Here is a 13210-nt window from a genome sequence, read left to right as displayed (position 1 = left end):
AGACACAGCCGGGCGCGCGTGTGGTCTACGCCGACAGCGACGAGGCCGCCGTCACCCACGGCAAGCGCCTTCTGCGAGGCTCTCCGGCCGGTCGCGGCCAGCGCTCGCCACACGTCTGTGAGAAAGCCGGCGTTACACGCCTCCTCTACGTACAACTTTGCCGATAGAGTTGGAAGCGCCCAGTTGGTCATTGCAAGGGAATCGGTCGGACAGGCACAGGAGAGGTGCCCAAATGGCACGTTCTACTGACCTGTCGGTCTATTGCTATACCAGGCCACACATAGAACATAATTTCTCCATCGGCAGACAGGCGATCTGCGTGCGCGCTCTATAGATGGAATGATCTTAATGAATGAGACCAGCGGCGCCTTCAGCGCTTCAGCACTCGGCGGATGGCATGCCTCTTTCATTGAGTCACAGGACTCCGTGGCTGCCTGCCTAGCTCTCGAAGCTATCGCTGGATACGTAGGCCATGGCCTGGCAGACATATCAGGGCAGCGGGCTCGCATTTCCTGCGAGTGGCAGGACGATGTCGGACTCCACTGGGATTCGGGCCGCATCTTGGCCCAGGTCAAGCAAGGAGAAATAGGGCTAGCTGACATCCGAACTATCGCGAGCAACTTTCAGCAAGCGCTAGAAGAAAACTCCGATCCTCCCATTAAAGAGGTCAGGATCTATGCGCTAGGAGGACTCGGTCGCACCGCAAGACATCTGCCCGACCATATCTCCCAACTCAAAACAGCACTTGAGCACATGCCTGAACATAGCCATTCCGCAATTCGTGATTTTGAAACCAAATGGGATCTACCGATCGACGTAGTAATGAAGCTGCGCATAGATACGCGCGATCTCCGTCGAGACTCTCCGACCTGCAGAGCGATCTTTTCTGCGCTTCTTCGCGCCGCAGCTCCAGTATACGACTACACCGACCATAGAGTGGAACAGCTTTATGACCGCCTGGCAGGCGGGTTTTTTGCGCTCGCACGGCGTCAGCGTCATGTGGTTCCACTAACGAAAGTTCAGGATGACATCTTGGCAGACTTTCTGCCACTTGGACTGTTTACGTGGGACGTGAATTGGACGCTAACGAGCTTCGGCTATCTAAAAGATCCCCAAAAAGAGGCAGACTTCCAGCAGCAGGCACGTTTGGTTCGCGCTGCGTTTAAGCGAATCATGAAGAAGTGGAGGAGGCACTACTTTCATGACTTCCTGTCAAATCTTGCTGTTGGCCCAATCCGCTGCCCCAATTGCAACCACTCCTTGAACGCCAATTGGGGTGGCCTTAGAGGAATTGCGTGTCCTGATTGTGGATACAACCCTTATCTCACACTTGGCTACGTGTGCGACTGTGTAGATATAATTCCACTGTGCAGGCAGCCAAGCACCGAAAGAACCGAATTGGTGTCAACGGCTGTGGCTGCCACAAGAACTGATAGCATTCGCTGTCCCACTTGCAATGCCAAACCGTCCGCCGAGAAGTTATTTATACGGCTGGTGATTCTCCCGATCCCGATACCGATAGAAGAACACTCGGCTCAAAAACTTATAGAACTACGTGAGCGTCTAGGCTGGGACGGCGCAAGATGGACCGGCGGCGAGGAAAGCCCGCGGGAACGGATGCTAAAGAACTAGAAGATCTTGAAGCCGTGGAATAGATGCCAATATCAAAGACAGCAACTTGGGATCTCTCGCCTATTGAGCGGAGCTTGGCTGCCGCTAATGATCGCGACACCTTCGGAGACCACCAAGCGGCAAACGTCTCCATTCTGCATGATATCGAGATCCATGGCACCATCAGTCGCCGCACACGGGTACACAGCTTGGTCCACACGGGTTCACGAGAAAGCCATTCAACACTCAGAACCCTCTGTTCGAGCCGCCGCTTGACGTCGAACGAACTGACGCAACGTCGACCCCATGTGCGCACCGTCGAGCATCGTCTATCCAGGGCAGGAGGGCGAGCAGAGCGATCGCCATACCTGAAAGCCAAGGTCGGGCTGCCGCGCCGCTTCCGGTGCTCGGGCCTGGCGGCCCTGCGCTCCGGGTCGGCTTGCCACCGAGTATGAGGGCTGAGGTCCCATGCTGCCAACGGGGATGCTAACAACCGTTCTGGACGATCATGGACGCTGGTGGACAGTGCCCCACCTTGAGGTGGCCTTGAGCATGCATCGGCGCCTCCCTGGACAGTCCTGGACGATCGTGTTCTCACTCGTACTAATGAAGTGTTCGAACACCCAGCCCCACAGTCGCTGCCGCGGTGTGGGGACCTTGAGTGATTACCTAGTACTCCAGTGACACTTCGCGATCTTGAGGGGTCGTGGTCACATGGCAATGGCCACCGCGTGATCATTCGGAGTTTGTGAAGACAACCAAAGATCGTGCGGTGGCCGCGAGCCACAGCGTAGACCCTGACGGCTGGGTGGTCATCTACACCGAGATGATGAGCCGGATCGCCGGCCGTTTCGGCCGCGTCGAACCACGCCGCACCGCGTCCGCTTACATCTGCGGTCCGCTGGCCGACATCGACCGCAAGAACTGCTGGAACCTAGCCGAACACACCGCCGCGAGCGGCCCGCAGACCCTGCGACGGCTGCTGCGCACCGCCCGCTGGGGCGCCGACGCCGTCCGCGACGACGTCCGCTCCTTCGTGGTCGACCGGCTCGGCCCCGACGGCGTCCTGATCGTGGATGAGACCGGCTTCATCAAAAGAAGGCACCCACTCGGCCGGTGTGCAGCGCCAATACAGCGGCACTGCGGGCCGCATCGAGAACTGCCAGATCGGCGTGTTCCTGGCCTACGCCACCGCGCGCGGCCGGGCTTTGCTGGACCGGCGGCTCTACCTGCCCGAGCACATGTGAATGGCCGACCCAGGCCTCTGCCACGCGGCTGGTGTCCCGGACGAGATTGCCTTCGCCACCAAGCCCGCCCTGGCCACCCAGATGGTACTGGCCGCGCTGGATGCGGGCGTGCAGGCTTCCTGGGTGAGCAGCGATGAAGTCTACGGCCAGGACCCGCGCCCGCGTGCGGCCCTGGAAGAGCGCCAGATGGGCTATGTGCCGGCCATCGCCGGCAACCGGCGCGTCGAGTTGGAGGGTGAGCAGGTGAGCGCGGCCCAGGTCGCAACGCGAGTCGCGGATCGGCACTGGCACCGCTACAGCGCCGGGGCAGGAGCCAAAGGCCCCCGCTTCTATCTGTGGGCCTGGGCCCGCATCGACGCCGACCGGCTGAGCTGGCGCTGGCTGCTGATCCGCCGCCATCCGGTCACCGGCAAGTTGGCCTTTATCGCTGCTACGCGCCCGTGCCGCGCCCCTTGAAGAGCCTGGTTCGGGTGGCGGGCGTCCGCTGGGCGGTGGAGGAGTCCTTCCAAACCGCCAAGGGCCAGGTCGGCTTGGACCACTACCAGGTGCGGGGCTGGACACCCTGGCGCCGGCACATCACCCTGGCCATGTCGCCCTGGCCCCTCTGGTGGCCATCGCCGTCGCCCAGCCACCCGACACCGACCGTATCCCGCTGACACTGCCTTAGATCCGTCGACTGCTGGGGGCGCTCGTGCTGACCCGGCGCTCCCCCATCACGCACGTTCTGCGCTGGTCGGACTGGCGCCGTCGTCACCAGGCCACAGCCCGACGCTGCCACTTCCGTGCACATTCAGATTGCCTCAGCACTACACCAGCGGCGCGCCGATCTGCTGGAGCACTGACGCGATGATCACGGCAGGCCAGCCAGCCGAGCTTCTCCCGCGCACCTCACCGACCAAGATAGACGTGCGGCCGCTGCTCAGGCGAGAAGCACAGCACGCCCGCGACGTTGACCTGGTCACCGCACCGCTCGCGCACCCGGACCACCAGCCATCTTGCCGCAGCAGGCGCTCCACCATGTAGCCGACGTGAAACAAGCAGCGCATCCACGCTGTCATGCCGCGGCCACTCCTCTGATTGACATGCTGACATCACGTCACGTTCAAGGCTGTCTTCAGTGATGCCATTAGCCGGTCAGTGGGACTGTGTGGTGTGCCCCTGCCTGGTACACAGGCCAGGTCACGTCCCCGTTCGGGAATGTCGGAGCCGTACTCTAGGTTGCCCGCAAGCCTGTTCAGCTGACCAAAGATCACAAGCATATTTCTTTTGAGCAGTCTCATCACGTAGGATGTCGACTATAGTATGGTCGACACATGACCGAATCGTCCAGCGCCTATATGGCCATCCTCGGAGACCGCGAAGCGCTCGGCTGGATCCTCCAGGAGCAGCGTATGGCATTCGGGCCGGAGCGATGGAAGCTCTGGCGCGAGCTAAAGCAGGGTGACGCGCTGGCTCTATACACGACACGTCAATGCTTCAGAAATCCAACAAGAGACAGGGGGCGTATAATCGGAACGGCCATCGTGTCGACACCGATATCGAGAATGATCCGCCCAGTCGAATTTCGTGATAAAAATTACGAGTTCTCCTGCAATCTGAATATAGATCAGCTAGCACCTTGGGGCCAGGGCCTAGAGCTAGCAGCCTTTGTTGAGCAGCTCCACACATTCCCGAATGCATGGCAAGCATACATTCGCCGTAGCCTGGTTCGACTCAACAAAGATGACTTCGAATTTATTTCGGGGGCGCTGGCCCGTGACGCAACGACGCGAGATGAAGCACTCCAGAGCTATCTGCTTCGCGCAATTCCCGTCCAATCTCCGGGCCGCCCGCCCAGAAAGGAGCCGTCGGAGTGAGTCACATGCCTCCGATTGAGTCGATTTCGGAACTAATTAGCATTGCCCTTCAGCTCGGGGCTGAGGATGTGTCAGGCTGGTCTTCTGCCGAGAAAGAGTTGGCGCAAGAAGTTCAGCCTCGAAACTCCGACCTGACATACCTGAGGGAACTAATCCTTCAGGGATCGGACCCGCTAGGGCAGGCATTCAGTCAGATACGTGATGCCGTAGCGCGACGGCCGTTGGGGCAGACATACACTCCTCCAGCAATCATCGCAAGCATGGTGGCATGGGCCGCAGATCAGGGGAGCCCGTCGAGGATTGTCGATCCCGGCGTAGGGTCCGCTCGGTACCTGATTGCTGCAGCACGTCAGTGGCCGCAAGCCCAGCTCCTAGGCGTGGACGTGGATCCCGTCGCCACGCTAATGGCTCGCGCCAACCTAGCAGTGCACGGGTACGCAAGAAGAGCCCATATCGAGCTCCACGACTTCCGAAACTACCCGGTTCCTTCTATTGAGGGACGTACTCTCTATCTGGGAAATCCGCCGTATGTGCGTCACCATCAGATCCAGCCGGATTGGAAAAAATGGCTGGTGGACACTGCTAGAAATCGCGGCTTGCGAGCCAGCCAGCTGGCTGGCTTGCATGTTCATTTCTTTCTCGCAACCGCCCAGTACGGCAAGGATGGCGACTTTGGGGCGTTCATCACTTCCGCCGAATGGCTCGATGTGAATTATGGAGCCTTGGTACGGGATCTTCTCCTTGATGGTCTAGGAGGAACTGCCGTTCATGTCCTAGAGCCAACCGTAGAAGCATTTCCAGACGCAGCTACGACCGCGGCGATTACCTGCTTCAGCGTAGGAGCGCGGCCAAGTTCAATCAAACTCCGTCAGGTCAAGGACCTTCCCGGACTTGGAGCGCTACGCGAAGGACGAGAAGTCTCCATAGAAAGGCTCCAGGAGGCGACTCGATGGAGTCCGCTCATTCGCATTACTCCGAAGCTTCCCGAGGGATACATAGAGCTCGGCGAACTCGTTCGTGTGCACCGGGGGCAAGTCACGGGAGCGAATCGTGTCTGGGTTACACAGTCCGATGAGGATCGGATTCCAAGGCGCTTCTTGTTTCCCTGCGTAACGCGTGCAAAGGAACTCTTCGCGGCCGGGGCAATTCTCGAGAACGGGTCAGCGTTGCGGCCGGTGATCGACCTACCAGCCGACCTGGACGAGCTAGAGGCGGATGAGCGCCAACTCGTGGATCGCTTCTTGGACCGGGCACGCGAAGAAGGAGCAGCAGACACCTACATCGCGCGAGCTCGAAAGGCATGGTGGAGCGTTGGGCTACGCCGACCCGCACCCATCCTTGCGACCTACATGGCGAGGCGGCCCCCAGCCTTCGTCAGGAACCTGGCGGAGGCCCGACACATCAACATTGCGCATGGGCTCTACCCCCGCGAGCCCCTCGAAGACGGAGTCCTTGATTCCTTGGCGGATCATCTAAGGGTCTCGGTCGCGCTTGGGCAGGGACGCACCTATGCTGGCGGCCTGACCAAGTTTGAGCCGCGTGAGATGGAGCGGCTCCCCGTGCCGAGCCCGGAGGTACTCCTCCAGCATGCCTCAAGTACAGCCTGTGCAGTGGACCGAGACACAGCTTGAATCGCACAGACGGCGATCAATTGAGATCTTCAGGAACGAACGCTTCCGCGAGCCCTTGGAACAGTACCTTGGCTTCTTCGACAAGGGTCGTGAAGCGGTCGCGAGTATCCTCGAAATCTCGGTCGATCTAACCCGCATCCGAGAGGAAGCAGCAGCAATCCTCGGAGACGCGGAGCTTGTTGACGCGGCTCGCTACTTGTGTTCACCCCCTGTCAGCAAGGATGATCTTGAGACCATCGCTGACGTATCGCTAGCTCCTACCCTCATAGAGAAGGACCCTTCACGAGCCGCCACACTCATGGATGTGATCCTTCTTGGCTTTGACCGAGAACGTTTCCCCTGGCTTACTGAGGATCGAGAGCCAACAGAGGCAGAACGTTATGCAGCCATCGTTGCCACTGCAGCGATGCTCGCGTTTCGTCAAACGGAAACGCTGCGGCGGAACGAAGGCAAGAAGCTCCAAGAGCAGAAAGTGAAAGATTTCCTCGCCTCCCACTGTGGATTCACGGAGGTTCCCGCGAGGAGGATCTTGAACATGAGCCACTATCCAGCCTACGGGACGTTCAGCGGCGAAGCCGATGTCTGCGGACGTAAGGCGGACGTGTGCGTACGACTCTGGGACGGGCGTTTGATGCCAATCGAATGCAAAGTCTCTAACAGTGGCACGAATAGCTATAAGCGGATCAACAATGATGCAGCCGTGAAGGCTGTGTCCTGGCGACAAGCACTTGGAGAGGCTAACGTCGTCCCCGCGGCAGTGCTGTCTGGAGTCTTTGTTCTCAAGAACCTCACCTATGCTCAGGAGAACCGTCTCAGCTTGTACTGGTCTGACGATTTGGAACCGCTCCGGCAGTTCATCGACGAGGCACGGTAGCAGCCGGCAGAAGAGAGTTTCCGATGTTCACAAGATATCAGAGCGGTGCTCCAAGTCGCTTATGCAGCGTGGACATCGTTCTCTCGTTCCACATGCGCGAACCTAGCTACTAATCCCGCCCTGTACGCAAACGATCAGGCCACCTACGGTATCGACGTGACATACTGTGGACGGACATAATTTCCTGATGACCACTAATGTACCCACCAATTTGCCCACCGATGATCAGCCCGAGCCTATGCGGTCCGACGAGAAGATCGCCTCTTTTCGGTACGAGATCGATTGCTGGGCATGTTCGGAACGACAGGCAGCGGAAGAGCAGGCCTCATTCGTGACCGGCCGGTCCGGTAAGCACGATGAGCGGAAAATGCGCTTAGCCATTGCTACTTGCGTGCATTGCTCGGCACCTGTAGCTCTCTATCAGGACGTTACTTGGAGCGATCTCGACGAGTCAGAGAAGGTCCGGTCAACTCGAGCTGATGTGATCTGGCCTACCATTGATCAGCGTGGCCAGGAGAGGTCACGCGCAATCCCTCCAGAGCTTCGCAGAGAACACCAAGAGGCGCAACTTTGCTTTAACGCGGACGCGTATACCGCAACCGTGGTTATGGTAAGGCGGTCCCTCGAAGGAGTTTGCGCTGCCCACAACATCAACCTCAGGAACAAGACCTTGATGAACGGCCTCCAGGAAATGGAGAGTAAGGGGTTGATAGAAGGCCGACTGCTTGAATGGGCGCAGGAACTGCGCGTCCTCGGAAACGAAGCAGCACATTTCACAGGCCGCGCGGTATCTCACCAAGATGCACGGGATGCTCTTGACCTGGCTGAGGCACTCATGGATTATCTCTATGTGTTTACCGGCAAGTTCAACGAGTTCAAGACCCGTCGTGACGAAGCTCAACGAGATGCCTCCGACCGGGATGCTCCGACTCCGAGATAATCGCCGTGGAGAATGTGGGCCGCTCGTCCGCGTTGGGAAGGGAGTGCGGGCTGGCCAATTTGACCCAGACCTCGTGCTCGTTGCGGTAGTGGGGCCATGGCACGGCTCCTGGTCGAACTCGTCCGAGGCGTCAAGGGGCGGGACAACGTCGCGGACATGGTGGCGTTCATGAAGCTGATCGCACCACAACTCCTTGCCGGCAACGCCACGCCATCGCCTGGCTCGTCGCCGAAGAAGCGGAGCTGAACCGATGCCCGACATGGTGCCCAATCCGCTGCGGGAGGCGTTACAAGACACCTTGCGGACGATCGAGCCGCTAATTCACGAGATACGAGACGCGCTCAACGCCCCTGTCAAGAACTTGCACACCGGCAGGATCTGGACGGGACCGGTGGCCAAGCTCTTCGGCGGGGAACTCGACCGACACAACGGCCGAGTCCTGTACGCAGGCGAGACCATCCTCAGCGATCTCCGCTATCAGATCCCGCGCACAGCGACCGAAGTCACCGGGCAGCAGGCGCTGGACATCAGTCGCCGCTACGACCTGTAGCGACCGCACCTCTTGAGCGGTCAACGCATGCCTGCAAGCCTAGGTGTGTGCTGAGGGACCGGTCTTGCCTTTGCGGGCGCAACAACCGCCTTGGACGAACGTGGTTGGTGAATCGCAGCCCTGTCCTTCAAGTCTGGATCTTGCTTAGCAAGCTCCTGATCTCTTCCAGATGTCCTGCGGTCTTCTTCATGGCCTCGACCTGTGCAAGAGCGGCCCAGACGAGGGCAATCTCAGTATTCCCCTTCTGTAAGGCTTTCCGAGCTTCGGTCTCATACCCGTTTCTTGCGAACGGCTCCATAGAGCCTCCTCTCAAGGCGCCGGACGCTGCCACTGTAGGTTGCTCAGCCCATGAGAACTACACGCTCGTTCGAGGCAAGACCGTGTCCCGTCGGCGAGTACGCACAGCCCTTGACTAGGTCTCCAACCTGCGTGTGAACCTAGACCATGGAGAGTGCTGTACAGCAGCGCCGTACAGCAACACCGTCACATCCGATCACGTGACACCGGCCCATATTTACCGCTTCACCAGGGCGGGAGGCCGCTGACGTAGCATCTGCCCTTCCCTAGGGATCAGAAGGTCGAGCGTCCATCGAAGCCAGAGTGGCTCAGCCTGACCAGCGCCATCGGTCGAGGTCGACCCACTTCGCTTCGAGGGCGGCGGCGAGTCGGCCACCGAAGGCGACAGTTCCCTCGTGGGAGGCGAACGCGATCCAAGTAAGCGTGTCATCGCTCCACACGCCCTCGGCGCCCGTGTACTGAGGTGCAAAAATCTCCACGTCAACGAGATAGTCCGCGCCGTACTCACGTAGCTCTGTCACACGGCTGCCGCTCATCTCGAGCAGTGCGGCGCGCACCTGGGCAAGTCCCTGCTCATTCCACATTGATGCCTCCGTCAGCACGAGCACGCCGGGCGGGGTTGGCTCGGCGAGCATCGGGTGCCAGGATCTGCCCGTCAACCCCCACCGCTGCCGCAACTGTTCCTGCCGTTCGGCCGACTCGGCAGGCGTCAACACGCGGCGGTACGCCAACGGTGTCACCCGAAGGTCGCCCCGCGTAACCCAACCTTGCAGGACCGACTGGAACAGACGGCGTTCCTCAGCCATGGCCTTGGCCTCCACCTCGTTGGACGCCGGCTGGGTGAACGGGGACTGGGCGGCGTCGGCCGCCTCTGCCAGAGCCTCGACGAGGTCGGAGAACTCGGGCAGCCGGTCTGGATCGAGCCGCTCCACCTGTTCCAGGATCGCTGCGACCACGTTGTAGCGAGGGAAGATACGCCAGGCGTCGGGACTGTAGTCGTACCCGTCCGCGGCCCGCCCCTGGTTGGGCAGCTCAGCGTACCTGTCGGCCAACTTGTCGTAGCGCCTTATTAGATACCGGCGTGCTGCCACGTGCAGTGTTACCGAGTCCACGCCCCAGAATCTCATGATCCAGCCGCGCCGCGCTCTCAGGTTGCGTACGCGGAGGTGGTGTATGCGGCTTGGCGATCACGGTGGTGATCCGCATCCCGCTTCTCAGCTTGAATACTGATGCTGTCAACTCGTGCGGACGGCACCCAGAGAATGTGATCTTGCTAACGGAGGTGCTAACACCGTCCCTGGATGTGAGTGGACACCCATGAAAGGTGATCAAGAGCGAGGTGTCTCGAACAGGTCTTTCTGACATCCGTGGACGCTGGTGGGCGATCTCGGCCTTGCTACTGGTCAGAAGGCAGCGTTGTGATCGAGGCCGTGACGATCGCGGAGTTCGACACCCGTTGTACGGGCTGGGGCGATCGTGGCAAGGCCCTCCTCCGCCGGGCCTTGCCACGAGGTAACCATGGCTTCAATCAACCGAGTAGGGCGGTTGTCCCGCCTGAAAGCGGGCGGTCCACGATGCGAGCCTCTGTGAATATCTTTGGAGGGTTGGAGCACTGCCGAATTGTGCTCATAAGAATCAAGCGGCGGCGCGCCGCGCCGCCGTACGCCCCGCGCCCGCGCTACCGCGCCGCGCTGCGGCCTGGGGGCCGGTCACGGCGCGGGCACTGCGCGGGGCATCGCCGTAGACGCGGCCCCGCCGTACCCAACCATCTCGCCAACCAACGGCACACCGCCGCGTCCGGCTGCTCGGCGGGATCAGATGACCGAGCTACGAGGCAAGCACGTGCAAGTGCGGCGCAAGCTGTACCTGCGCCTCGTCGATCCCCTCCGAGAGGATCACAGGTGGTACCACTCGTTGTTCTCGGGGATCAGCGCTCGCCGGATGACTTCTCCGACCAAGGACTTCAGCCGCTCCGTAGCCTCAAGCTGGATCGGATCAAGGTCCTCCGGTCGCCAACGGATGACCACGCCTGGCCGCGAGACGATAGGCAACCAGCGCAGCACCCGCCAAGGCCTGCTCGGTTTCCCAGCTGTTTATCCTGCCGTCACCAACCAACACCCGCTGGAACACAGTTTCCAGCAGGGCAGGAACGTCTTCCTGCCCTGCCTCCAAGACTTCGTCCAACAGATCGCCCGCCGCATCGTTGTCCAACGGACCAGTACCCCAGGCGCCCATAACTCTCCGCCTCTCCTCGGTGCGGTCAGAGACTAGCCTCCGGCGGGGAACTCCGGCTCCGGGTGATCGCCCCGGGGGCATGAGGTCCGTAGGTGGCTGAGATGGAAGCCTGATCATCCCGCCGGCCACCGACCCGGGACAAGCCGAGCGGGCCAGGGCCACGGAGCCAAGGTCGTTCGTCCAGTAGGGCGCTCCACCTTGTCCCCGTGGCCCTGGCCCGCTTCCCTTCGGGCGGACGACGGCAGACGGGATGATCAGGGTGGAAGGTGCTGACGGTCGGTCCAACAGCTAGGTTCAGAGCGTGTCGAACTTTGAGCGAGTGGACGAGGCCACGCTCGACGCTTGGAGCCGGCTCGCTGCTCGGCTACGGGAAGATCTTGAAGCGGCAGGTTTCGCGTTCATTGGGCATGACTCAGCGGCAGGAGTCAACGTGGAGATCGACCCAGGTAATGATCCCGCCGGAGGGGTTTTTGTCTCTTGGGCCGTAGGACCGGCGCTGGTGGAACAGATCCGGCAGCCTGTGCTCAGTGGTGACCTCCATAGCCCGGCGATCCGTCACCTTGGTGTGATCAATGAAGTAATGGAGCAGACGCTGCGGGTGATCTTGACGTCGGCAGGTCACTGCGTTGAGCCTGCCAATGACGAGTACCGCCCTCATGCCCTCAGAGTGATCTCCAGTCATGAACAGGTGTAGCGGAACCGGAAGCGGCAGGTTCTCAAGATCCGGGATATATACGGGATGACCTTAGGGCGCTGGGTTGATAGAACTTCGGGCAAGTCCCGGGCATGATCGGCGTCGCTTTACCGACCCGCTGTAAACCCGTCGGCGAGTGGCACCGCACTTACGATCGCCTCCATGTGGCCGGCCGCCGTAGATGGCTGGGGGCGATCGACGAGCCAGGGTTCGTTCCTCACCCTGGCTCACCGGATGGCGTGGCTGATCAGCGTCGCTGGGTTCATGTGAGTACGACCGCTGATCCCACAGGCAGGTTCGTCGCTGAACCCCTCTGCTGCCTGGGGCGTGCGTTCCAAGTCTCCCCGCTCGACTGGTGAAGCGGTTTCTTCGCCCCCTGCGGTGATCGGAGTGCAGAATCCGGCGGATGATCAGGCGGGAGCGGTGTGTGCTTGGGCGCGACAGGTGGTCCGTGCTCTCGTACTGTTCCTGAACATGCCCCTTCAGATCGGATCATTACGTGGTCGCATAACCAGGGTTGGCCTCAAAGCGGCCATGTATACGCTAATCATCCTCGTATCGGCGATCGGGGGCGGCGTCACTGCTGGCTTTGTCCCCATCGGGTATGTACCTCTTCGATTCGCTGACGGACGTGCTGTCATGATGGCTGACGACACCGGCACTTTCGTCGCGAATGATGACGACATCTCGGCGTTGATCCCAGTGGGCATCCCTTGGGCCGATGCTGGCGGCGGTTCACACGTGGGTGATCGTCCTGATTGTCTTCCGAGAGGCAAAGACGGCGCGGCAACGCAGGCACAGGTGGAGGCGGGGTACAGGTGGGTGAGGCTTCCTAGCGGGGGAGCCTATCCGGTGGTTGTGTGGATCAGGTATGTCTAGCTGCGCAAAGAACATGAGCCGGGCCATTAGTGGGCCATTAAAGGGGGTCAGCAGGGGACAGTCACGGTCACTCACGGACTGCTCTTCCTGCAGGTCGAGGGAGTTCTCTCTGATGATCAGGCCGACTTGCAAGCAGGAAGTCAGAAGCTCGATCCTCCTAGACTCCATCAGTGGGATCACCTCCCCACGTGGAGAGTTGACCGCTCGCGACTCCCACGGCCTGTAGAGCTTCGCTCGGCCCAGTGGCTCCGGCGTTTAGAGCTATTCGACGATCTCGCTGAGTGCGTCCTCGTACGCCTTGGCGTCTGAGGGGGCCATGTCCTTGTCCACGCGCACCACGACGTTCCCCTTAACGTACGTGTACTCAGCCAGCATCGGAGTCTTCCCGAGCGCCTG

12 protein-coding genes and 3 pseudogenes are annotated in these 13210 nt (G+C 60.5%); 11 read left to right on the top strand and 4 right to left on the bottom strand.

Annotated elements, in window-relative coordinates; translation table 11 throughout:
• Positions 1-191 (bottom strand): hypothetical protein (locus ACWEJ6_RS52855; protein WP_452433257.1); only part of this gene is annotated, 191 nt, incomplete at its 3' end.
• A gap of 157 nt (positions 192-348) precedes the next feature.
• On the opposite strand from ACWEJ6_RS52855, the gene ACWEJ6_RS52850 reads away from it, so the two are divergent.
• The 10 genes and pseudogenes from ACWEJ6_RS52850 to ACWEJ6_RS52805 all read left to right on the top strand — a co-directional run bounded on the left by ACWEJ6_RS52850 (position 349) and on the right by ACWEJ6_RS52805 (position 8709).
• Positions 349-1632 carry a hypothetical protein gene (locus ACWEJ6_RS52850; RefSeq protein WP_452433256.1) on the top strand — a complete coding sequence of 428 codons (1284 nt, stop codon included), beginning with the start codon at positions 349-351 and terminating at the stop codon, positions 1630-1632.
• Positions 1633-2437: 805 nt separating this feature from the next.
• A pseudogene (locus tag ACWEJ6_RS52845) lies at positions 2438-2650 on the top strand (transposase); the annotation flags it as partial.
• Between the two features lie 37 nt (positions 2651-2687).
• Positions 2688-3314, top strand: a pseudogene (locus ACWEJ6_RS52840) (IS701 family transposase).
• Between the two features lie 2 nt (positions 3315-3316).
• Positions 3317-3451, top strand: a pseudogene (locus ACWEJ6_RS52835) (IS701 family transposase); the annotation flags it as partial.
• 720 nt (positions 3452-4171) lie between these two features.
• On the top strand, positions 4172-4714 hold the full coding sequence (locus ACWEJ6_RS52830) for a hypothetical protein (RefSeq protein ID WP_452433254.1): 543 nt from the start codon (positions 4172-4174) through the stop codon (positions 4712-4714).
• Between the two features lie 5 nt (positions 4715-4719).
• On the top strand, positions 4720-6345 hold the full coding sequence (locus tag ACWEJ6_RS52825) for an N-6 DNA methylase (protein WP_452433253.1): 1626 nt from the start codon (positions 4720-4722) through the stop codon (positions 6343-6345).
• Positions 6320-7219 carry a XamI family restriction endonuclease gene (locus ACWEJ6_RS52820; RefSeq protein ID WP_452433252.1) on the top strand — a complete coding sequence of 300 codons (900 nt, stop codon included), beginning with the start codon at positions 6320-6322 and terminating at the stop codon, positions 7217-7219. Before ACWEJ6_RS52825 ends, ACWEJ6_RS52820 begins: the two co-directional genes overlap by 26 nt.
• 187 nt (positions 7220-7406) lie before the next feature.
• Positions 7407-8159: a DUF4145 domain-containing protein gene (locus ACWEJ6_RS52815; RefSeq protein ID WP_452433250.1), complete on the top strand. Its 753-nt coding sequence runs from the start codon at positions 7407-7409 to the stop codon at positions 8157-8159.
• Between the two features lie 96 nt (positions 8160-8255).
• Positions 8256-8405 (top strand): hypothetical protein, encoded by a 150-nt coding sequence (locus tag ACWEJ6_RS52810; RefSeq protein ID WP_452433248.1) that lies wholly within the window; start codon positions 8256-8258, stop codon positions 8403-8405.
• Positions 8406-8409: 4 nt separating this feature from the next.
• Positions 8410-8709 (top strand): hypothetical protein, encoded by a 300-nt coding sequence (locus ACWEJ6_RS52805; protein ID WP_452433247.1) that lies wholly within the window; start codon positions 8410-8412, stop codon positions 8707-8709.
• A gap of 127 nt (positions 8710-8836) precedes the next feature.
• Here the strand turns inward: ACWEJ6_RS52805 and ACWEJ6_RS52800 are convergent, their stop codons facing one another.
• From ACWEJ6_RS52800 to ACWEJ6_RS52790, 3 genes are all read right to left on the bottom strand, one after another.
• Entirely contained in the window at positions 8837-9007 is a 171-nt protein-coding gene (locus tag ACWEJ6_RS52800) for a hypothetical protein (protein WP_452433246.1), read from the bottom strand.
• A gap of 307 nt (positions 9008-9314) precedes the next feature.
• Positions 9315-10118: a hypothetical protein gene (locus ACWEJ6_RS52795; RefSeq protein ID WP_452433245.1), complete on the bottom strand. Its 804-nt coding sequence runs from the start codon at positions 10116-10118 to the stop codon at positions 9315-9317.
• An 883-nt stretch (positions 10119-11001) separates the two neighbouring features.
• On the bottom strand, positions 11002-11241 hold the full coding sequence (locus ACWEJ6_RS52790; RefSeq protein ID WP_452433244.1) for a DUF4259 domain-containing protein: 240 nt from the start codon (positions 11239-11241) through the stop codon (positions 11002-11004).
• 301 nt (positions 11242-11542) lie between these two features.
• Between ACWEJ6_RS52790 and ACWEJ6_RS52785 the strand changes: the two genes are divergently transcribed.
• Positions 11543-11935, top strand: a complete 393-nt coding sequence (locus tag ACWEJ6_RS52785; protein ID WP_452433243.1) for a hypothetical protein — start codon at positions 11543-11545, stop codon at positions 11933-11935.
• Positions 11936-13210 lie beyond the last annotated feature (1275 nt).

The organism is Nonomuraea sp. NPDC004702 (genome assembly GCF_053601695.1).
This window is presented reverse-complemented; position numbering and strand designations above follow the sequence as displayed.